General features: G+C 57.3%; 15 protein-coding genes. 7 read left to right on the forward strand and 8 right to left on the reverse strand.

The window, feature by feature from the left end:
- Nucleotides 1-9 precede the first annotated feature (9 nt).
- From ACM1ZW_RS26725 to ACM1ZW_RS26735, 3 genes are all read right to left on the reverse strand, one after another.
- Nucleotides 10-1,296, reverse strand: coding sequence for an ATP-binding protein (locus ACM1ZW_RS26725; protein WP_416739713.1), 1,287 nt, complete (start codon nt 1,294-1,296; stop codon nt 10-12).
- On the reverse strand, nt 1,297-2,004 hold the full coding sequence (locus tag ACM1ZW_RS26730; protein WP_017339417.1) for a winged helix-turn-helix domain-containing protein: 708 nt from the start codon (nt 2,002-2,004) through the stop codon (nt 1,297-1,299).
- 244 nt (nt 2,005-2,248) lie between these two features.
- Nucleotides 2,249-2,857, reverse strand: a complete 609-nt coding sequence (locus tag ACM1ZW_RS26735; protein ID WP_017339418.1) for a tRNA-(ms[2]io[6]A)-hydroxylase — start codon at nt 2,855-2,857, stop codon at nt 2,249-2,251.
- Nucleotides 2,858-3,017: 160 nt separating this feature from the next.
- Here ACM1ZW_RS26735 and ACM1ZW_RS26740 point away from each other — a divergent pair, with 160 nt between their 5' ends.
- A complete protein-coding gene (locus ACM1ZW_RS26740) occupies nt 3,018-3,881 on the forward strand; it encodes a universal stress protein (RefSeq protein WP_017339419.1) in 864 nt (287 codons plus the stop codon).
- A gap of 147 nt (nt 3,882-4,028) precedes the next feature.
- Here the strand turns inward: ACM1ZW_RS26740 and ACM1ZW_RS26745 are convergent, their stop codons facing one another.
- Complete coding sequence (locus tag ACM1ZW_RS26745; protein ID WP_017339420.1) at nt 4,029-4,499, reverse strand: DUF1289 domain-containing protein; 471 nt, start codon at nt 4,497-4,499, stop codon at nt 4,029-4,031.
- A 567-nt stretch (nt 4,500-5,066) separates the two neighbouring features.
- Here ACM1ZW_RS26745 and acnB point away from each other — a divergent pair.
- Nucleotides 5,067-7,676 carry a bifunctional aconitate hydratase 2/2-methylisocitrate dehydratase gene (gene acnB, locus ACM1ZW_RS26750; RefSeq protein WP_017339421.1) on the forward strand — a complete coding sequence of 870 codons (2,610 nt, stop codon included), beginning with the start codon at nt 5,067-5,069 and terminating at the stop codon, nt 7,674-7,676.
- 153 nt (nt 7,677-7,829) lie between these two features.
- Here acnB and ACM1ZW_RS26755 read toward each other — a convergent pair whose 3' ends face one another.
- Nucleotides 7,830-9,110, reverse strand: a complete 1,281-nt coding sequence (locus ACM1ZW_RS26755) for a serine/threonine transporter (protein WP_414879309.1) — start codon at nt 9,108-9,110, stop codon at nt 7,830-7,832.
- Nucleotides 9,111-9,411: 301 nt separating this feature from the next.
- Here ACM1ZW_RS26755 and ACM1ZW_RS26760 point away from each other — a divergent pair, with 301 nt between their 5' ends.
- The 5 genes from ACM1ZW_RS26760 to ACM1ZW_RS26780 all read left to right on the forward strand — a co-directional run bounded on the left by ACM1ZW_RS26760 (nt 9,412) and on the right by ACM1ZW_RS26780 (nt 13,523).
- Nucleotides 9,412-9,795 (forward strand): tautomerase family protein, encoded by a 384-nt coding sequence (locus tag ACM1ZW_RS26760; protein ID WP_017339423.1) that lies wholly within the window; start codon nt 9,412-9,414, stop codon nt 9,793-9,795.
- Nucleotides 9,796-9,825: 30 nt separating this feature from the next.
- Entirely contained in the window at nt 9,826-10,410 is a 585-nt protein-coding gene (locus tag ACM1ZW_RS26765; RefSeq protein WP_414879310.1) for a TetR/AcrR family transcriptional regulator, read from the forward strand.
- A 112-nt stretch (nt 10,411-10,522) separates the two neighbouring features.
- Nucleotides 10,523-11,506: a 2-hydroxyacid dehydrogenase gene (locus ACM1ZW_RS26770; protein WP_017339425.1), complete on the forward strand. Its 984-nt coding sequence runs from the start codon at nt 10,523-10,525 to the stop codon at nt 11,504-11,506.
- A 143-nt stretch (nt 11,507-11,649) separates the two neighbouring features.
- Nucleotides 11,650-12,717 carry a phosphotransferase family protein gene (locus ACM1ZW_RS26775; RefSeq protein WP_017339426.1) on the forward strand — a complete coding sequence of 356 codons (1,068 nt, stop codon included), beginning with the start codon at nt 11,650-11,652 and terminating at the stop codon, nt 12,715-12,717.
- 38 nt (nt 12,718-12,755) lie between these two features.
- On the forward strand, nt 12,756-13,523 hold the full coding sequence (locus ACM1ZW_RS26780) for an SDR family oxidoreductase (RefSeq protein WP_017339427.1): 768 nt from the start codon (nt 12,756-12,758) through the stop codon (nt 13,521-13,523).
- 176 nt (nt 13,524-13,699) lie between these two features.
- Here ACM1ZW_RS26780 and ACM1ZW_RS26785 read toward each other — a convergent pair whose 3' ends face one another.
- From ACM1ZW_RS26785 to ACM1ZW_RS26795, 3 genes are all read right to left on the reverse strand, one after another.
- Entirely contained in the window at nt 13,700-16,225 is a 2,526-nt protein-coding gene (locus ACM1ZW_RS26785) for a hypothetical protein (protein WP_416739714.1), read from the reverse strand.
- 267 nt (nt 16,226-16,492) lie between these two features.
- Nucleotides 16,493-17,836 (reverse strand): hypothetical protein, encoded by a 1,344-nt coding sequence (locus tag ACM1ZW_RS26790; protein WP_416739715.1) that lies wholly within the window; start codon nt 17,834-17,836, stop codon nt 16,493-16,495.
- A gap of 401 nt (nt 17,837-18,237) precedes the next feature.
- Complete coding sequence (locus ACM1ZW_RS26795) at nt 18,238-19,875, reverse strand: hypothetical protein (RefSeq protein ID WP_416739716.1); 1,638 nt, start codon at nt 19,873-19,875, stop codon at nt 18,238-18,240.
- Between the last annotated feature and the right edge of the window lie 207 nt (nt 19,876-20,082).

A 20,082-nucleotide genomic window follows, 5' to 3' on the forward strand; every position in this document is an offset into this window, starting at 1 on the left:
ACGCCACAATTAATCCTGATGCGCCCACGTCATACGAAACGAAGCCCCACCCCACGGCGAATCCGCCACTTCCACCTGCCCGCCATGGGACTGCGACACCCGCCGGACCAGCGCCAGGCCCAAACCGAAACCACCCGTGCGGCGATCACGGCTGGCGTCCAGGCGCGAAAACGGCTCGAAGATTTTCTCCCGTCCGGCCATCGGCACGCCTGGCCCATCGTCATTGACCTGAACTTCGTAATGATCGCCGGTGCGCACCAACGACACTTCCACCCGCGCCTCGGCATAGCGAATGGCATTGCGCAGCAGGTTGATCACCGCCCGCGCCATGAAGCGTGGCTCGATGCGCACCTCATCGACACGACACTCGACAATCAGCAGTTGCACCCCGGCCGCCTCGGCCTCCAGCGCCACGCTGCCGACCACGCTGTCGAGCCAACTGTTGGCCTGGATATTTTCTCGCGTGATCACCGTGGCACTGCGCTCGAGGCTGGCGTAGGTCAGCAGTTCCGACACCATCTCCTCCAGCTCGCCGAGGTCGGCGTACATGTCGGCAATCAGCTCGCGGTTCCGGGTCGGGTCGGGTTGTTGCTTGAGCTGGTCAAGCTCGAACGACAGTCGCGCAATGGGCGTGCGCAACTCATGGGACACCGCGTTGGTCAGCTCGCGCTGATTGGCGATCAGGCCTTCGATACGCGCGGCCATCAGGTTGAAGTGTTCGGACAGGTCGCGGATGTTCGAGCGCTTTGACAGCTGGATACGCGACGACAAGTCGTTATCGCCGAAACGCTCGGCGGCCAGGCGCAGTTTTTCCAGATCTCGCCAGTGTGGACGCACCCAGAAAATCAACACCAGACCGATCATCACCGCAATCATCAAATAGGCCGTGGCAATGTAGAACGGCATCAGGCTCGGCTCGGCCGGCAGCTTGATGCTGAGCAGTTGGGCGCCGTCGTCAATGCGCGAGATGAACTGCGTGTACTTGTCGCGAAGTACCAGCTGGCCTTGGGCCAACTCGGCTTTCTCCTGATCGGTCAGGGCCAGTTGAGCGCTTTCGACCAGGCTCAGGCCCAAACCATAGTGAGGGCGCACGGCTTCCAGTTGGCGTTCCCGGGCCTCATCGTCGAGGCCGCGCAATTGCTCCACCAGCGACCAGGCCTGACCACGCACCGCCTCTCGGTTGTAACTTTGCATCTGACCGTCGAGCAGCGCATCGAACGTGCGCTCGACGGTTTGCAGCCCCAGGACCAGGCCAACCGTCATCACCAGAAACAGCCCGAGAAATAACCGCAGCATTTACAGCTCCCACGCGAACGGATTGAACAGGTAACCCTTGCCCCAGATGGTCTTGATGCACACCGGTTCGCGAGGGTTGTCCTTGAGCTTGCCGCGCAACTTGCTGATGTAAACGTCGACGCTGCGGTTGAGCCCATCGAAAGCGATGCCGCGCATGCGATTGAGTATGTCATCGCGGGACAGAATCTTGCCGGCGGCGCTGGCCAGCAACCACAGCAACTCGAACTCCATGGTGGTCAACTCGATGCCCTCGCCCGCCAGCCGCACTTCGCGACAACTGCGGTCGATACTCAGATGGCCGAACTCCAGCGCGCAGCAAACGCTGCTGTCCGGCGTTTGCCGACGTTGCAACGCGCGCAGGCGAGCCAGCAACACCGGTGGCTTGATCGGCTTGATCACGTAGTCGTCAGCGCCGGATTCCAGGCCGAGGATGTGATCGAGGTCGTCTTCCTTGGCGGTGAGGATGACGATCGGCGTGTCGGACACGCTGCGGATCTCGCGGCATACGTGCAGGCCGCTCTGGCCCGGCAGCATCAGGTCGAGTACAACGATTTTCGGTTTGAAGTCGAGGAAAGCCGCCAACGCGAGGTCACCGCGGTGCACCTGCAACACCTCAAAGCCATGTTGGGACAGGAAATGCGCGATCAGCCCGGAGAGCCTCTCATCGTCTTCCACCAGCAATACTTTGCCAAAACCCAGGTTATCCATAACGAACGCTTGCCAACCCTTGAGTGAAGTGGGCGGCATTATGGCGCCAATCGGTGACGGGACGGTGATGCCAGGCAGCAAAAACCGGCCTCTTGGGCCGGTTTTCAGTGATCTTTCATACTCTTAAGAGTTTTTAACAATTCACGTGCAAAGATTGCAGTCTCGTTCCACTCGACAGCGCCTACAGGAAATGCGCTCCAATGCAGGAGCTGTCGAGTGAAACGAGGCGACGCTCTTTTGATCTTCACGCCGCAGCAGGGACGCCACTGTGAAAGCGGAATTCCACGTCCGGCGACTCGATCAGCTCCTGCTCGGCGGCACGAACCCGGTCAATCACCTGAGCGATATCCTTGGCGTCACCGTACTGATAAGCCAGTTTCAGATACCCCTGGAAATGTCGGGCCTCGCTTTTCAGCAAACCGAAGTAAAACTTGCCCAGCTCTTCGTCCAGATGCGGCACCAGCGCTTCGAAACGCTCGCAGCTGCGGGCTTCGATGAACGCGCCCACCACCAGGGTATCCACCAGTTTGACCGGTTCGTGACTGCGCACCACTTTGCGCAAGCCCGAGGCGTATCGCCCGGCGGACAACTGACGCAGCTCGATCTTGCGCTTTTTCATCAGGCGCATGACCTGTTCGTGATGCACCAGCTCTTCCCGAGCCAGACGCGACATCAGGTTGATCAGGTCGACGTGGGAGTGGTATTTAGCGATCAGGCTCAATGCCGTGCTGGCGGCCTTGAATTCGCAGTTCTTGTGGTCGATCAGCAAGGTTTCCTGATCGGCCAGCGCGGCCCGGACCCAGCCGTCGGGGGTGCGGCAGCCAAGGAACTCGTGAATTTCGGGAAGGATCATGGGGCTCACGGATAAAGGGTTCAAAACGAAGGGCGCCGATTATACCGGCCCGCCGCCAGACCACCAGTCACGACCGTTGATATGCATCAACTCCCCGGTTGCCTCGCAACAACTATAGTTGTGCAACGCCATGCTTTTTTAACCTCTGGAGATCCCGATCATGCAAGCCATTCGCAGCATTCTGGTGGTCATCGAGCCCCAACACTCGGAAAGCCTGGCGCTCAAACGGGCCAAGCTGATTGCCGGCGTGACCCAGGCGCATCTGCATCTGCTGGTCTGTGACCGCAAGCATGACCACAGCGGCATGCTCGGCGTGCTCAAGGCGGCGCTGCTTGAGGACGGCTACAGCGTCACTACAGAGCAGGCGTGGAACGAAAGCCTGCACGAAACCATTGTCGATGTGCAGCAGGCGGAAGGTTGCGGGTTGGTGATAAAACAGCATTATCCCGACAGCTCGTTGAAAAAAGCCCTGCTGACCCCGGCGGACTGGAAACTGCTGCGCTTTTGCCCGACGCCGGTGCTGCTGGTCAAAACCTCGAAGCCCTGGACGGGCGGCGTGATTCTGGCGGCGATCGACGTCGGCAATACCGATAACGAACACCGCCACCTGCACAACACCATCATCGATTACGGTTATGACATTGCCAGTCTGGCCAAGGCGCATCTGCATGTGGTCAGCGCCCATCCGTCACCGATGCTGTCGGCGGCCGACCCGACGTTGCAGCTGAGTGAAACGATCGAGGCGCGTTATCGTGACCAGTGCAAGGCGTTTCAGGCCGAATTCGACATTGATGATGAGCACCTGCATATCGCGGAAGGTCCGGCGGATGTGTTGATTCCGTACATGGTGCACAAGCTGGGTGCGGCGGTGACGGTGATTGGCACCGTGGCGCGGTCCGGTTTGTCCGGGGCGTTGATCGGGAATACAGCGGAAGTGGTGCTGGATGCAGTGGAGAGTGATGTGCTGGTGCTGAAAACGCTGGAGATTGAGGACCATCTGCAGGAGATCGTGTCTCATCATTGAGATTTGCGATGCATTTGTGGCGAGGGAGCTTGCTCCCGCCGGGTTGCGAAGCGACCCCAATTCGTACGGCGCGGTGTTATCAGGTAATACTCGCCAGCCGATTTGCGACTGCTGCGCAGTCGAGCGGGAGCGCCACAGGACTGAGAGTCAGCCGCCGAAGGCGTCCTTGAGGAAGCCCGGCGCAATGTAGCGCTGGTAATGCGCTTCAGAGAGCAAAAAGAATTCCCGATCAATCGCATCCCGCAGCTCCGGCAGGTTCCACTCGCGAAACTCCGGCAGCAGGACCATTCCGTAGGCGTCCAGATTGTTGATCACCCGCGCCCCGCGAGCGATCAGCTGATAGGCCCAGCAATATTCCGACTGATGCGGCACGAAGCGGATCTTGCGCTGTTCCAGCTGCATTCTCAGCAGCGCCGGATCAAAAATTTCTACCTTGCCGGCCATCACCTGGGACAACAGCTGTTCGAGACGCAGCCATACCGCGCGTTTTTCTTCCTCGTTGTAACCGTTCCAGTGGATCACTTCATGGTGGAAACGCTTGCAGCCACGGCAGACCAAGTCACCGTAAACAGTGGAACAGAGGCCGACGCAGGGGGTCTTGATGGTCTGATTGGGCATAGATAAGAAAAACACGGGAAAGCAGAACAGGCCGGCATGTTAGCCCTTTGTCTGACATTCATCACCCCTCAAAGTGAAAGGGCTGAGGGTCTCTTGGACTTTGGTGCCGGCCGCGTTGCGCGCCTACGTGCGCGAGGCGGCGTTGCGGAATTTGCCAAGGGAACAACCATCAGCGGCATCCCCCGCCTTGCCTTGCACACGCAGGCACACATCGCGACTCGCCACCAAAGTCCAATAGCCCCTCACTTACCTTTAAATTTTTTTTGCCGTAGAATCAGCCAGCCTTTTAAGGCGCCAATGTCCGTTAGAAGCTGTTTTCAAAGCGTCACGAGCACAGTCGTTCCTTCAGAGCGGTGTTGGCGAAGGGTTTTTCCAGCGGGGAAAAGCTCTACGCCAACCCTCATCAGCTCCCCGTTCTGCAGGCGTAAAACTTTGAAAGCAGCTTCTGTAAGGAATTGTCGGTAATTCTGGCTAAGTGGCCCACAACGCCACGCAGCGCATGAGTACGGCAATTTCGGGATGAGCGTCCCGGACACCCATTTGGGACCACTGATGAGGGTAATAACTGTGCTTGAAGCCTACCGCAAACATATCGAAGAGCGTGCAGCACTGGGTATCGTTCCCCAGCCGCTTAACGCCGAACAAACTGCAGGCCTGGTCGAGCTGCTGAAGAATCCCCCGGCTGGCGAAGAAGCTTTCCTCGTTGACCTGATCACCAATCGCATTCCACCTGGCGTGGACGAAGCGGCCTATGTAAAGGCCGGTTTCCTGTCTGCCCTGGCCAAAGGCGAAGCCACCTCCCCTCTGATCGACAAGAAGCGCGCTGTTGAACTGCTCGGCACCATGCAGGGCGGCTACAACATCGTGACCCTGGTTGACCTGCTCGACAGCGCCGAACTGGCTCCTGTTGCCGCCGCTCAACTCAAGCACACCCTGCTGATGTTCGATGCGTTCCACGACGTCGCGGAAAAAGCCCGTAACGGCAACGAACACGCCAAAGGCGTGATTCAGTCCTGGGCTGACGGCGAGTGGTTCCGCAACCGCCCGGTCCTGGCCGACAAGATCAGCCTGCGCGTGTTCAAGGTCACCGGCGAAACCAACACCGACGACCTGTCCCCTGCCCCGGACGCCTGGTCCCGCCCGGACATCCCGCTGCACGCCCTCGCCATGCTGAAAATGGCCCGTGACGGCATCGTTCCGGACGTCCAGGGCGTTACCGGCCCGATGAAGCAGATCGAAGAAATGCGCGGCCAAGGCTTCCCTATCGCTTACGTCGGTGACGTAGTCGGTACCGGTTCTTCGCGTAAATCCGCCACCAACTCGGTGCTGTGGTTCTTCGGCGACGACGTTCCTTACGTGCCGAACAAGCGTGCTGGCGGCTTCTGCTTCGGCAGCAAGATCGCTCCGATCTTCTACAACACTATGGAAGATGCCGGCGCACTGCCGATCGAATTCGACGTCACCAACATGAACATGGGCGACGTGATCGACCTGTATCCGCATGCTGGCAAAGTCTGCAAACACGGCACTGACGAAGTCCTGACCACCTTCGAAATGAAGACCCCGGTCCTGTTGGACGAAGTTCGTGCCGGCGGCCGTATCCCGCTGATCATCGGTCGCGGCCTGACCGACAAGGCGCGTGCCGAATTGGGCCTGGGCCCTACCGATCTGTTCAAACTGCCTGAAGCACCTGTCGACACCGGCAAGGGCTACACCCTGGCACAGAAAATGGTCGGCAAGGCGTGCGGTCTGCCAGAAGGCAAAGGCGTTCGTCCTGGCACCTACTGCGAACCGAAAATGACCACCGTCGGCTCTCAGGACACCACTGGTCCTATGACCCGTGACGAACTGAAAGACCTGGCGTGCCTGGGCTTCTCGACCGATCTGGTGATGCAGTCTTTCTGCCACACCGCGGCCTACCCTAAGCCGATCGACGTGACCACCCACCACACCCTGCCAGACTTCATCATGACCCGCGGCGGTGTTTCCCTGCGTCCGGGCGACGGCATCATCCACAGCTGGCTGAACCGCATGCTGCTGCCGGACACCGTCGGTACCGGTGGTGACTCGCACACCCGTTTCCCGATGGGCATTTCGTTCCCGGCCGGTTCCGGTCTGGTTGCGTTCGCCGCAGCCACCGGCGTCATGCCGCTGGACATGCCGGAATCGATCCTGGTGCGCTTCAAAGGCAAAATGCAACCGGGCGTCACCCTGCGTGACCTGGTTCACGCCATTCCTTACTTCGCGATCCAGGCTGGCCTGCTGACCGTTGAGAAGAAAGGCAAGAAGAACGCGTTCTCCGGCCGCATCCTGGAAATCGAAGGCCTGGACAACCTGAGCATCGAGCAGGCTTTCGAGCTGTCCGACGCCTCGGCCGAACGTTCGGCTGCCGGTTGCACCATCAAGCTGTCGAAAGAGTCGATCACCGAGTACCTGAACTCCAACATCACCCTGCTGCGCTGGATGATCGGCGAAGGCTACGGCGATGCGCGTACCCTGGAACGTCGTGCTCAAGCGATGGAAGCCTGGGTTGCCAACCCTGAGTTGATGGTTGCCGATGCTGACGCCGAATACGCCGAAGTCATCGAAATCGACCTGGCCGACATCAAAGAGCCTGTGCTCTGCGCGCCGAACGATCCGGACGACGCCCGTCTGCTGTCCAGCGTTGCTGGCGAGAAGATCGACGAAGTGTTCATCGGTTCGTGCATGACCAACATCGGTCACTTCCGCGCTGCCGGCAAGTTGTTGGATCAGGTCAAGGGTCAGCTTCCAACCCGTCTGTGGCTGTCGCCGCCGACCAAAATGGATGCTCACCAGCTGACCGAAGAAGGCTACTACGGCATCTACGGCAAGGCCGGCGCACGCATGGAAATGCCGGGCTGCTCGCTGTGCATGGGTAACCAGGCACGTGTAGAACCGAACTCCACTGTGGTGTCGACGTCGACCCGTAACTTCCCGAACCGTCTGGGTGACGGCGCGAACGTTTACCTGGCTTCGGCTGAGTTGGCGTCCGTTGCTTCCATCCTGGGTCGCCTGCCGACCGTCGAGGAGTACATGGAATACGCTGGCAAGATCGACAGCATGGCGGCTGATGTCTACCGCTACCTGTCCTTCGACCAGATCGCCGAGTTCCGTGAGGCTGCTGCGAACGCCAATATCCCGGTCGTTCAAGCCTAACGTTACAACGCTGTAGAAAACGCCGCCCATCTTGAGATGTGCGGCGTTTTTTTATGGCTGGATGATTGGGGTTTTGTGTACATGTCCGCTCAAAAAAAAACGGCCAACTCGCAATGCGGATCAGCCGTCATCAAATCAAACGAGCAGCACCAATCAGGCACTCAGCGAATAAATCAACGCCGAAATAGCCACCAAACCCACCGCCGTCACAAACACATTGGACGCCTGACCCCGATAGCGCGCCATCGCCGGCACCTTGCGAATCGCGTACATCGGCATCAGGAACAGAATCGCCGCGATGATCGGGCCACCCAGGGTTTCAATCATCCCCAGAATGCTCGGGTTCAGCGTGGCCACGATCCAGCACACCACCAGCATGAACGCCGCGGTCATGCGATCCAGCGTCTTGGGTGCCGGACGCTTGCCGCTCTTCACAATCAGCCCCTTCAGGCCTTCACTGGCACCGATGTAGTGCCCCAGGAACGACTTGGAAATCGCCACGAACGCAATCAACGGCGCAGCGAAGGCGATGGTCGGGTTGCTGAAGTGATTAGCCAGGTACGACAGGATCGACAGGTTCTGCGCCTTCGCTTCCGCCAGTTGCGCCGGGGACAGGGTCAGCACGCAGCTGAACACGAAGAACAGCACCATCACCACCATCAACACGTGCGCGCGGGACAGGATCTGCGAGCTGCGCTCCTCGGCGTGATCACCGTAGCGACGCTTCTGGTCCACCGCGAACGCCGAGATGATCGGCGAATGGTTGAACGAGAACACCATCACCGGAATCGCCAGCCACAACGTGTTCAACAGCGCCGACGGCTCAGGCAGCGTCGATGCAGTGGTCAGGATGCCGCCATTCCAGTGCGGAACCAGGAACACTGCCAGGAACAGCAACGCCACGATAAACGGATACACCATCAGGCTCATGGCCTTGACGATCACCTGCTCACCGCAACGCACCACCGCCAGCAGGCCGAGGATCAGCACGAACGACAACACGGCGCGCGGTGGCGGCATGATGTGCAGTTGGTGCTCAAGGAAACTGCCGACGGTGTTGGTCAGGGCCACGCTGTAGATCAGCAGGATCGGAAAGATCGCGAAGAAGTACAGCAGGGTGATCAGCGCACCGGCCTTGATGCCGAAGTGTTCTTCCACCACTTCGGTGATGTCCGCCCCTTCTCGTCCGGACAATACGAAACGTGTCAGGCCACGGTGTGCGTAAAAAGTCATGGGGAACGCCAGCAGCGCCAGGAACAGCAACGGCCAGAAACCGCCCAAGCCTGCATTGATCGGCAAAAACAGCGTACCGGCCCCGATGGCCGTGCCAAACAGGCCGAGCATCCAGGTGGTGTCGTGGCGGTTCCAGCCTTCAAGGCTGACAGGTTTCGCCGCTACATAGCGTTCGTTGACGCTATTGGCCTGATCATTCATCCGGTGGGATCTCCACATTCCGGTCAGTTGCTACCCGGTCAGGACGAGTCGGAAAAATCCGACAGGCAGCGCCCTGGCCGAAACAGGGGCGCGATTGTCCGGGATTAATTAGCAGAAGCAAAGACTTAGGTGAGGAATGGTTGTACGGGTCAGATAATAGTGGACGACATAAACCCTGTGGGATTTGGACTGCCTTTGAGATTTGCTTGACTGCGTTTCATCGCCAGACAAAAAATCCTGCTTGATAAAGGTTGTTCGTCATGTATTTTTAACTGACCGATATTTCTTCCGGAGTAATGCCATGCCCCTGGTTCGTATCGACATCAAAAAGCATCAGGACCCCACCCACGCCAAACGCATCGGCCAGCTGATTTACGCCGCCATGCACAGCGCCATTGGCGTTCCGGAAAACGATAACTTCCAGATACTCGCCGAACACGACGAGCAGCACTTCATCTTCGATCCGCAATACCTGGGGATCGATCGCTCCGACCAACTGGTGGTGATTCAGATCACCCTGAGCGAAGGCCGAACCGTCGATCAGAAAAAACTGCTCTATAAAACCATCGCCGAGAGCCTGAACGCGGAGCTGGCGGTGCGGCTGGAGGATGTATTCATTAATCTGGTCGAAGTGAAAAAAGAGAACTGGTCGTTCGGCAACGGAATTGCCCAGTACGCCCTATGATCACCAGCCATTTAACATTGTGAGCCGCCAATGCCCCGTGTTTCCCGCAAGCAAGCCGAACTCAACCGCGAAATCATCGTCGAGGCGGCCACGCGCCTGTTTCGCGAACGGGGTCTGCATGGTATCAGCGTGATTGATGTGATGGGGGCGGCGGGCCTGACCCATGGCGGCTTCTATGGGCATTTCGAGTCCAGGGAAGCCCTGGCCCAGGAGGCCAGCGGCCGCGCATTCCAGCAATCGACAGACCGCTGGAAAGACTGGATCGCCGCCAACGAAGACAAGAACGTCGCCCGTCAGGCCTTGATCGGCCCCTACCTGTCGGCCGCCAGCCGCGACAACCCGGGCGATAGCTGCCCGGTGGTGGCGTTTGCCGGTGACATGTGCCACGAAGCCGCCGAAAGCGGCCTGCGCCAGACCTTTATGGAAGGCCTCGGCTCATTGCTCGACACCTTCACCCCCCTGATGGACACCGGCGACAACGCCAGTGATCGTCAACAGGCGCTGGTGCAATACGCCCTCATGGTCGGCGCGCTGACGCTCGCCCGCGCCACCCGTGGCGATGCTTTGTCCGATGAAATCCTGGAGGCTGCGCGCACCTTTCTGACGGCGCCATAACCTGCTGCTGCTGTTCCGCTATGATCATCTGGCAGTGTTGCGATCTTTGATCGTTGCCCATGCGTTTTGAAGCCAGCAATCTCTAGGGATATTCAAGCCACAGGAGCCCAGCATGCCCGCAACCGTTCTGGTACTGGTTGAAACGATCAATGATTACTTGCCGATTCTCGAACATCAGGGCTTTCACCTGATTTTGGCGCCTACCCCCGCCGAGCGGGCCGAAGCCATTTCGACCCACGGCGCGCGTATCGATGCGGTACTGACCCGAGGCCCGCTGGGCCTGTATGCCGATGAAATCGCCGCGCTGCCGGCACTCAAGATCATTTGCGTGATTGGTGCCGGTTACGAACATGTCGATCTGCAGGCCGCAGCCGACCGGGGCCTGACCGTGACCAACGGCGCCGGGGTCAACGCCTCGTCGGTGGCCGATCACGCGATGGCGATGCTGCTTTCAATGGTGCGCGACATCCCCCGTTGCGACGCCGCCGTGCGCCGAGGCGAGTGGCCAAAGATCATGCGCCCTTCCGTGGCCGGCAAACGCCTGGGCATCCTCGGCCTCGGTGCCGTCGGCATGGCCATCGCCAAACGCGCAGCCAACGGTTTTGACATGACCGTCAGTTACCACAACCGCCAGCACCGCAGCGACGTGCCGTACAGCTTCTGCTCGACACCGAGCGAACTGGCCCGCGCTTCGGACTTCCTGGTGGTGGCCACGCCCGGCGGGCTCGGCACCCGCAGCCTGATCAACCGTTCGGTGCTGGACGCGTTGGGCCCCAACGGATTCCTCGTCAACATTGCCCGGGCCAGCGTGGTGGTGACCGCCGATCTGATCAGCGCCCTGGAGCAACGACGCATTGCCGGCGCAGCACTGGATGTCTTCGATCATGAACCGCAGGTGCCTGATGCGTTGAAGTCACTGAGTAACGTGATTCTCACGCCCCACGTTGCCGGGCTGTCACCCGAAGCAACCCGGGGCACCGTCGAGCTGGTCGGGCGTAACCTGATGGCCTTCTTTTCCGGCCAACCGGTACTCACTCCCATCGACCTGCCGGCGTCGGCATCGGTGACGCCGCCCGAAAACAAGGCGGTTCTGTAGGGCAATTCAAACAGGTGTATCAAAAGCAATGATTGCCCGGCAACACCCTCACCTATAAGGGCCGATCGTGGTTGTGGGTACGGGGTGTGCGCATTAGATTAGCCAATAGTTTCAGGCCTCCAGAATAAGCAGAAGGGATAAGCATGGCGCTTACTGACCAGTCCACCCGTATCCGCACCGGCGAAGAACTCGATGCCAGCCTGATCGATCCGTACCTCAAGGCCCACATTCCGGGTCTCAGCGGTTTGCCGCAGATCAGCCAGTTCCCCGGCGGTGCGTCGAACCTCACCTACTTGCTGGAATACCCCGAGCAGGAATTCGTCCTGCGTCGGCCGCCGTTCGGTCACAAGGCCAAGTCCGCCCATGACATGGGTCGCGAATTTCGCATCCTCAATCAACTGCGCGACGGCTTTCCCTACTGCCCGAAAGCCTACGTGCACTGCACCGACGAATCGGTGATCGGCGCCGAGTTCTATGTGATGGAACGGGTCAAGGGGATCATCCTGCGCGCCGAACTGCCACCGGAACTGGGCCTGGATTCGGCGAAAACCGAAGCCCTGTGCAAAAGCTTCATCGACAAGTTCGTCGAATTGCACCGGGTCGACTACAAGGCCTATGGCCTGGGCGACCTCGGCAAGCCCGAAGGTTATGTGGCGCGGCAGATCAAAGGCTGGAGCGACCGCTACGAGAAAGCCCTGACCCCGGACGCGCCGAAGTGGGAAGCCGTGAAGGCCTGGCTCAACGACAAGATGCCTGCCGATCACCCGACATCGAGCATCGTCCATAACGACTATCGCTTCGACAACGTGATCCTCGACCCGAACAACCCGATGCAGATCATCGGTGTGCTCGACTGGGAACTCACCACCCTCGGCGACCCGCTGATGGACCTGGGCAACACCCTCGCCTACTGGATCGAAGCCGACGACCCGGCGCCGGTGCAACTGATGCGTCGCCAGCCGAGCCACGCACCGGGCATGCTGACCCGCCGCGAATTCGTCGACTACTACGCCCAGCGTTCGGGCATCCAGATCGACAACTTCGACTTCTACTACACCTACGGCCTGTTCCGCCTGGCCGGCATCGTGCAGCAGATCTACTACCGTTTTTTCCATGGTCAGACCCAGGACAAACGCTTCGCGCAGTTCATTCACATGAACAAACTGCTGGAGCAGATGAGCCTGCAGGTCATCCAGAAATCCAGCCTCTGATCCAGGCCATCCAATAAGACTTCTCACAAGGGAATCCCATGTCCAAGACTCAGTTGTTCGACCTCGACGGCAAAATCGCTTTCGTCTCCGGCGCCAGCCGTGGCATCGGCGAAGCCATCGCCAAACTGCTGGCCCAGCAAGGCGCCCATGTGATTGTCTCGAGCCGCAAACTCGAGGGCTGCCAGCACGTCGCCGATGCAATCATCGCTGCCGGCGGCAAAGCCACCGCCGTGGCCTGCCACATCGGTGAGATGGAACAGATCAGCCAGGTCTTCGCCGGCATCCGCGAACAGTTCGGCCGTTTGGACATCCTGGTCAACAACGCCGCGACCAACCCGCAGTTCTGCAACGTACTGGACACCGACCTCGGCGCCTTCCAGAAAACCGTCGACGTGAACATCCGCGGCTACTTCTTCATGTCGGTAGAAGCCGGCAAGCTGATGCGCGACAACGGCGGCGGCAGCATCATCAACGTGGCTTCGATCAACGGCATCTCGCCGGGGATCTTCCAGGGCATCTATTCGGTGACCAAGGCTGCGGTGATCAACATGACCAAAGTGTTCGCCAAGGAATGTGCGCAGTTCGGGATTCGTTGCAATGCCCTGTTGCCGGGGCTGACCGACACCAAGTTTGCGTCGGCGCTGGTGAAGAACGAGGCGATTTTGAACACGGCATTGGCGCAGATTCCGCTGAAGCGCGTGGCGGATCCGAGTGAAATGGCGGGGGCGGTGTTGTATCTGGCGAGTGATGCGTCGAGTTATACGACGGGGGTTTCGCTGAATGTGGATGGGGGGTTCTTGTCTTGATTTGATGGTAGGCAGCGCGCCTGGCAATTGATGCGGTCAGAATCTTGCATTGAGAAAAGGAGCTCCGAACGGCCGGAGTTCCTTTGCTCATTAACCTTCTAGGGATTTCGCTTGGATCAAGCTTTATCAGAAGGCGAATCATGGAAACGCGACTCGATTCTTCGGTTGTTCTCGCTTTAATCTGGAGTTGGCAGCCTAGCGTTCAATCGTATTGTTTCCTTGTACTTCATGGTGCCCCGTGTCGCGACCGCAGAATAGTCATATGTGCCCGGCAAAAAGCCACTGAGAACTATAATGAAGCCATTGGCATTGGTCTCTGATGTATGTACGCCATCAAGCGTCACGGAGACGCCTTTCACAGGTGTGAGGTCCTGCTCGGTGACTCGAACAAGTACCCAAATAAGCACCCCTGCCAAGATATTCGTCTCGACCGGGGAAGCAGGTAACTCTATGTACTTGCCATCCGACAGCAACTCCAAAAATCTAATCCTATAAGCTCTGGCGACGAGTCTGTTGGTCGGCGTAAGCATCTTCGCCGCCTCTTCGTCACTATATAGCTTCAACTTGAATGTCCCCCCCTTGCTCTGCAAACCTGTGAGTATCCATTCGTGCCTCGTGGATAGTTCTAGAAAACTTGGCAGGCTCGTCAGGTCACCTGTTACGAGATCGGGATCTGGCTGCCAGTCAAGGGCCAAAAGAACGCCATCCAACAAACCAGGGGTTTTGTAACCCAGTGTCAGTGTTGTTGATTGGCCTCCAGTGAAATCTGCCCCATCGGACGGCATCGGTACACCGTCCACCAGAACAATCACCTCATCGTCCAGATTGCGCGACAATAGTCTGTTGGCGTCTATCTTTATGCCCGTCGTCATTCCGTTGCCCGCGAACTCGAACCCAATAAAACCGCTCTGGTCCGCTGCAAAGGTGAGTGCCCAGCTATGATCCGTGACCATAGTGTCGGGTGCTGGGACGGAGGTCGCGAGCGGCGACCCACCGAAACTTAACCCGACCTCATGACCGGTCAACGGGCTGCCTGGGTTGAGAGCCAGCGTCAGCGTGGCTGCCTCACCTCTGTAATAGGTAGCACCGGCCTCCACATCTTTTCCGTCAATCTGAACCCTTGCCTCATCGCCCAAATCCCGCGACAGCAGCTTGTTGGCATCAATTTTTATGTTGCCCCTGCCGAAATGTTCGCCTGCGAGCTCAAAATGAAACATACCGCTTCTATCCGAAGCCAAGGTGATCGTCCAGGAGTGCAATCCGGTAAAGGTTTCCGCCGGGGGGTTGCTGGTCACGAGCGGCGACCGCCCGAGCCACAACCCGACCCCATGACCCGCAATCGGGCTGCCTGCCTTGGGGACAAGCGTCAGCGTGTGTACCCCGCCCCTGAAATAAAGCGTCCCGGGCTCCGCATCTTTTCCGTCTATCTGAACCGTTGCCTCATCCGCCAGATTGCGCGACAACACCTTGCTGACAGGAGTCGAGACGCCTGCGGTAAAGCCCGCCCCCGTCAAGTCCAACTTGAACGTACCGCTGTTGTTGGAAGCCACAATCGTCCATGTATGCAACCCGTCCGAAGTCACCACCAGGTCGCCATCCTCCAGTCCGCCAAGCAGAGTAGCCGTCAGCTCCAGAGGCCAATCCCGCACGGGACTACCAGCCTTATAGCTCAGGGTGATGGTCCGAGGTTCGTCCCTGAACAACACAGCCCCCTCGACTGGATACGCGACACCGTCTACCCAAACACCCTCCACTTCGTCCGACAGGTTGGCGGACATCACCCAGAACGGAAGCTCCCAAGGCAACACCACATCCGTACTGAAAAGAACCAACATGCCAAGACCGCTTAGCCCATCGTCCGGTGTGACCGTCCAGTTGAACGTTTCGCCGACCGGGCTGACATCGCTTTCAAAAGGCGGGTTTGATACAAGGTCCAAGCCTCCAGACTCTCCCACCCCCAGACGCAACACCTTCGCAATCTCGGGCGCAACTTCGACTCTTAAAGCGTTTGCTCTTCCGCGAGTCAGTCCAATGGGATCGCCCCACATCACTTCCCTGTCATTGACGTACAACTTCGCGTCTTCCCAAGGACTTGTCTCATAAACCTTGATCTCAAAAGACTCACTCACCGTTTTATCGTCATACGGGCTGTAGAATTCTGCCGTGATCGTCTGCTCACCCAATGTTTGAACCGTATGGGTGAACTGGCTTACGCCCGACGTCGATGTCGGTACTGCCGTTGTCGTCCCACCAATCGACCACTTGACCTCAATATTTTCCAGCGCCTGTTTTGTGTAGAACGATCCGACCGTGATTTGGGCCTTTACTGTGTCTCCTATCACCGGTGCACTGATTGGGCTGCGGCTGTCCAGAACCTCACGACGATAGTGCCCCAACCGCACCGAGATTTTGTAAGGCACGGCGGTAAACTCACTTTGAATCGAGTATTCGAAGTCGTGATCGATGCCATCGGCCGGACAGCGGAGCTTCCATTCCGAGCCCTCAGGTTCAAGTTTCTGAAGTTCGCCATATCCAGGGTCGGCGAAGATCAAAGGCGAATCAGCGGAAGCGTGATTGAGGCTCACTCCCTGACTGACCCAAGGACTATCCTCAGCGCCTTCAATTCTGAGCGTATGACTATCGGAGCCATAGCAGAGGTATACGGCTCTTTCGGCTGAACTGGACCTGATCTGGATGGTCATGGCATTTCCTCGAACATCGACAATGGTTGAAAAAGGCCATTCGACTATTCAAGAAAAAACGGGGCTGGGTAACTGTCAAAACTGACAGACCAATAGAACAAAACGCGATAAAAACAGTAAATTTCCTTTCCCTTAACCTCTCAACGCCTCAGCCCCCGGTAGTCGACACTGTCAGGATCAAGCATTGAAAAAGGGAGCTCCGAACGACCGGAGCTCCTTGGGTTTACTGACACTTTGCTTTCGGAATTTGGCGTTACAGGAAAGACTTCACTCGCCAACCTGATAAATCGGCAGGTCGATCGCCTTCTCCATCCCCTCGCCGGACAGGCTCAGTTGAAACCTTCCGTTCCCCTGTAAACCGGTCAAGAGCCATAGATAGTTAGAAGTTATCGGCCGGTCAAAGCCAGGTTCACACTTCAGGTCTCCCGGGTTAAACCCCTCCAGGCCAGCGCAATGCAGTTGTAGAGCATGCCCCCCCAATGGACTACCTGGTTTAAGCCTGAGCGTAAGAAAATAGGTGACGTCATGCACGAACTTCATACCCTCAACAGGTTCTTTACCGTCAATAAGGATATCAACCTCATCTTCCAGATTACGCGATAGTAATTTGCCAGGCAGGTTAACCAGATAGTTACCTGCGGCTCCAAATCCGGTACCTCCGTTCCCGCCCCGAAGAGTTATCACGAGGGTTCCGCTTCGGTTTGACCCGGTGACGTCCCATTCATATTTTCCTGTTTGCTTCACGCCAAACTCCGGCATACTTCTAATATCGCCAGGAAGAAGTGGAGAATTGGCTTTACCCGTCAACCACATCTGAACTTCATTGATGAGGCTGCCAGGATTGGGCTCGAAGGTAATGGAAACAGGTTGATCCCGAAAAAAAACATAGCCATCAGCGGCAATGTCTTCACCTCCAACTTTGATCCTCCCCTCATCTTCCAACTCTTCTGCCAGCAACAGACAGTGCAAGGTGAGCGGCTTAGGGATACCCTCTTCCTCGAATATTAATTCAAACCGCCCACCTGTATTTTTATATCCGTTAGCAATCCATTCATCCCCACCCGAAAAAATCTCCACATCAGCCGGTACCAGTGGCGGAAAGACGCGTTTACTCATCCGCAACGCTTCCCAGTTAAAGTCAACGCCGGTTTTGTTAACCAGATGTAATTTGATACCGATACTTTTCCTTATCAGCATTTTTTCAGCAGGTAGAGGATCATCCCAAAGCGTGAAACCCCAGTCATCGCCCACATAGTCCGAGCGCACCACACATGGAACCCGCCATTCCGTGATCACGTCCTTGCTCGAAAAAACCAAGAAGATATTGCCACTCTTGCCATCTTCTACCGACGTAACCTTCCAGCGGAATGCATTGCCGACCGGATCGGCAGGGGTGCCGAACTCCGGGGAAGCGGTGATGGCCAGGTCGCGGGAATCCTCTTTCGTGAGAGATATCTGTCCAGTAAAGGACGAGGGGACTTCCACCCTTATATCGTGTACCTGCCCACGCCACAGCATAATGGGCCCCTCGATCAGTTTGTCGTTGAAGAACAACTTGGCGTCTTCCCAACCATTTGGCCGAGCTGATACAGATTTGATTTCATTGGTCATGACGGTACTCTCAGATATCGAATTGGCCGCTCGAGTATCGAGGAAAAACATTGACTGGGTAACTGTCATAACTGACAGTAAATTTAGACAAAGTTGCGATAAACCAGGCAAAACTCAACACTGCCCCAGATTTCTGTTGGCTGCCAATGGCCACACTAGCGGCTAGACTGTTTGATCCAGTTCCAATATTAAGAGCCATGACAAAATTTCAATTGCGGAGAGCAAGGATCGGCCTGTCGACAACAAGCAATTAAGTACGCCGATATAAGGCGATAGCACCCTCGAAAGTGCTATCGCCAACGACCATGGCTGTTATAACTCAGGAGCCCAACCTCAGCGCTACGTTTCTGTCGTTCGATGAATATTTCGTGACGTTCTTCCAACACCTGGAATGATTATTTTTAGGAATCCCGAACATCGAGTAACAATGTTGCAGTCCGCGCCGTGCCGTCCGGCAATTCCACTTCTGCAGTGATCGTTCTAACGCCTACGTTTTTGTACCGGCCGTGTTTCGCCACGAAGTTTCCGTTGGCTGTCGTTGTACCGGCAAACCGGCCCCACTCCGGAAGTACAATCTCTGCAGGGGCATTGGCAATCGGAACATTACCGGACAGTCGGAGTTTTATACTCACAAGATATATGTCTGTCGTCTTCACTTTCACTGACTCGGGGGGTAGCGGTGCGTCTACGCCAAATACCGAGAACTTTAATGTGGCCTCTGAATAATCAGGTTTTGACAATCGGTTAATTGCTGTAAAAAGCACCGACTTCTCTTCTTCGCTGAACAGCTTCAGCTTGAACGTCCCCACCTTGTTCTGCGCACCTGTGAGCCTCCATTGGTGCGCTCGGGTGAATTCGCCAAAAGACGGTTGACTGGAAAAATCACCTGTTCCAATTCCCTCGACAGGCACGAAGGCAGCGGCCAATGGGACGCCATTCAACACATCTGAATTCTTGTAACTCAACGTGAGTGTCTTTGGCTGCCCCCCAGTAAAATCCGCCCCGCTAGACGGTAGCGCCACGCCGTCCAGCAAAACCGTTACCTCATCGTCCAAATCCGGCGACAACAGTTTGTTGGCATCAATTTTTATGTTGCCCCTCCCGAAACCATGGCCTGCGAGCTCAAAATGAAACGTGCCGCTTCTGTCCGAAGCGAAGGTGATGGTCCAGGAATGCAACCCGGTAAAGGTTTCCGCCAGGGGGGTGCTGGTCACGAGCGGCGACCGCCCAAGCCACAACCCGACCCCATAACCCGCAATCGGGCTGCCTGCCTTGGGGACAAGCGTCAGCGTGTGTACCCCGCCCCTGAAATAAAGCGTCCCGGGCTCCGCATCTTTTCCGTCTATCTGAACCGTTGCCTCATCCGCCAGATTGCGGGACAGCACCTTGCTGTCGGCTAGCGTTATGCCGGTGGTAAAGTCCGCCCCCGTCAAATCCAGCTTGAACGTGCCGCTGTTGTTGGAAGCCACAATCGTCCACGAATGCGCCCCGGCCAAAGTGACCACCAGGTCGCCATCCTGCAATCCGCTGAGCAAGGTGGCCGTCAATTCCAGAGGCCAGCCTTGCACGGGGCTGCCCGGCTTATAGGTCAGGGTGACGGTCTGAGGTTCGTCCCTGAACAGCACGACACCCTGGGTCGGATAAGGGGCACCGTTCACTTGAACACCGTCCACTTCGTCCAGCAGGTTGGTTGACATCACGCGGCAAGAGAGCACCCAAGGCACCTCCACTTCCTTGCTGATCAGCACCAGCGTGATTCGGCCACTGGCACCATCGCCCGGTGTAATCGCCCATGCGAATTCGCCCTCCACCCAATCGCCAAATCCCGGCGATGAAACAAGATCCAGTTCGTCATCTTCAGCCAATTCCAACCTTATCTGCTTCGCGATATCCGCTGACACCTCCACCTTTACTTGATTTGGCTGGCCGCGGAGCAAGAAAAACTCCTCCCCTTCCTGGAACTCCTGGCCGTTGATAAATAACCTGGCGTTATCCCAGAAGCGTTGTAACGTTGATCCGGCGTGGCGTTCGAAGGTCATGGCGTTATCCCGTTAGTCAGCAGTCGCATTAAAAAAGACTGCTCGACTATCGGAAAAAATGCAGGCTTATGGAACTGTCATATTTGACAGTAAAGTTAGAACAAATCGCGATTAATGCACGATTTGACGAGCGTATCGGTGCCATAAAATAGATTGCGTTACTCGTTTTATAGAATGAGCAAAAGACAACCTTGGCTGCCTTTTTTT

This window comes from Pseudomonas sp. NFX71, assembly GCF_048079215.1.
Taxonomy (GTDB): Bacteria; Pseudomonadota; Gammaproteobacteria; order Pseudomonadales; family Pseudomonadaceae; genus Aquipseudomonas; species Aquipseudomonas fluorescens_B.

What these genes read in the sequence shown, in the direction of transcription:
- ACM1ZW_RS26725 (WP_416739713.1), bottom strand. Translation starts at nt 1,296, where the DNA reads ATGCTGCGGTTATTTCTCGGGCTGTTTCTGGTGATGACGGTTGGCCTG.
- ACM1ZW_RS26730 (WP_017339417.1), bottom strand. Translation starts at nt 2,004, where the DNA reads ATGGATAACCTGGGTTTTGGCAAAGTATTGCTGGTGGAAGACGATGAG.
- ACM1ZW_RS26735 (WP_017339418.1), bottom strand. Translation starts at nt 2,857, where the DNA reads ATGATCCTTCCCGAAATTCACGAGTTCCTTGGCTGCCGCACCCCCGAC.
- ACM1ZW_RS26740 (WP_017339419.1), top strand. Translation starts at nt 3,018, where the DNA reads ATGCAAGCCATTCGCAGCATTCTGGTGGTCATCGAGCCCCAACACTCG.
- ACM1ZW_RS26745 (WP_017339420.1), bottom strand. Translation starts at nt 4,499, where the DNA reads ATGCCCAATCAGACCATCAAGACCCCCTGCGTCGGCCTCTGTTCCACT.
- ACM1ZW_RS26755 (WP_414879309.1), bottom strand. Translation starts at nt 9,110, where the DNA reads ATGAATGATCAGGCCAATAGCGTCAACGAACGCTATGTAGCGGCGAAA.
- ACM1ZW_RS26760 (WP_017339423.1), top strand. Translation starts at nt 9,412, where the DNA reads ATGCCCCTGGTTCGTATCGACATCAAAAAGCATCAGGACCCCACCCAC.
- ACM1ZW_RS26765 (WP_414879310.1), top strand. Translation starts at nt 9,826, where the DNA reads ATGCCCCGTGTTTCCCGCAAGCAAGCCGAACTCAACCGCGAAATCATC.
- ACM1ZW_RS26770 (WP_017339425.1), top strand. Translation starts at nt 10,523, where the DNA reads ATGCCCGCAACCGTTCTGGTACTGGTTGAAACGATCAATGATTACTTG.
- ACM1ZW_RS26775 (WP_017339426.1), top strand. Translation starts at nt 11,650, where the DNA reads ATGGCGCTTACTGACCAGTCCACCCGTATCCGCACCGGCGAAGAACTC.
- ACM1ZW_RS26780 (WP_017339427.1), top strand. Translation starts at nt 12,756, where the DNA reads ATGTCCAAGACTCAGTTGTTCGACCTCGACGGCAAAATCGCTTTCGTC.
- ACM1ZW_RS26785 (WP_416739714.1), bottom strand. Translation starts at nt 16,225, where the DNA reads ATGACCATCCAGATCAGGTCCAGTTCAGCCGAAAGAGCCGTATACCTC.
- ACM1ZW_RS26790 (WP_416739715.1), bottom strand. Translation starts at nt 17,836, where the DNA reads ATGACCAATGAAATCAAATCTGTATCAGCTCGGCCAAATGGTTGGGAA.
- ACM1ZW_RS26795 (WP_416739716.1), bottom strand. Translation starts at nt 19,875, where the DNA reads ATGACCTTCGAACGCCACGCCGGATCAACGTTACAACGCTTCTGGGAT.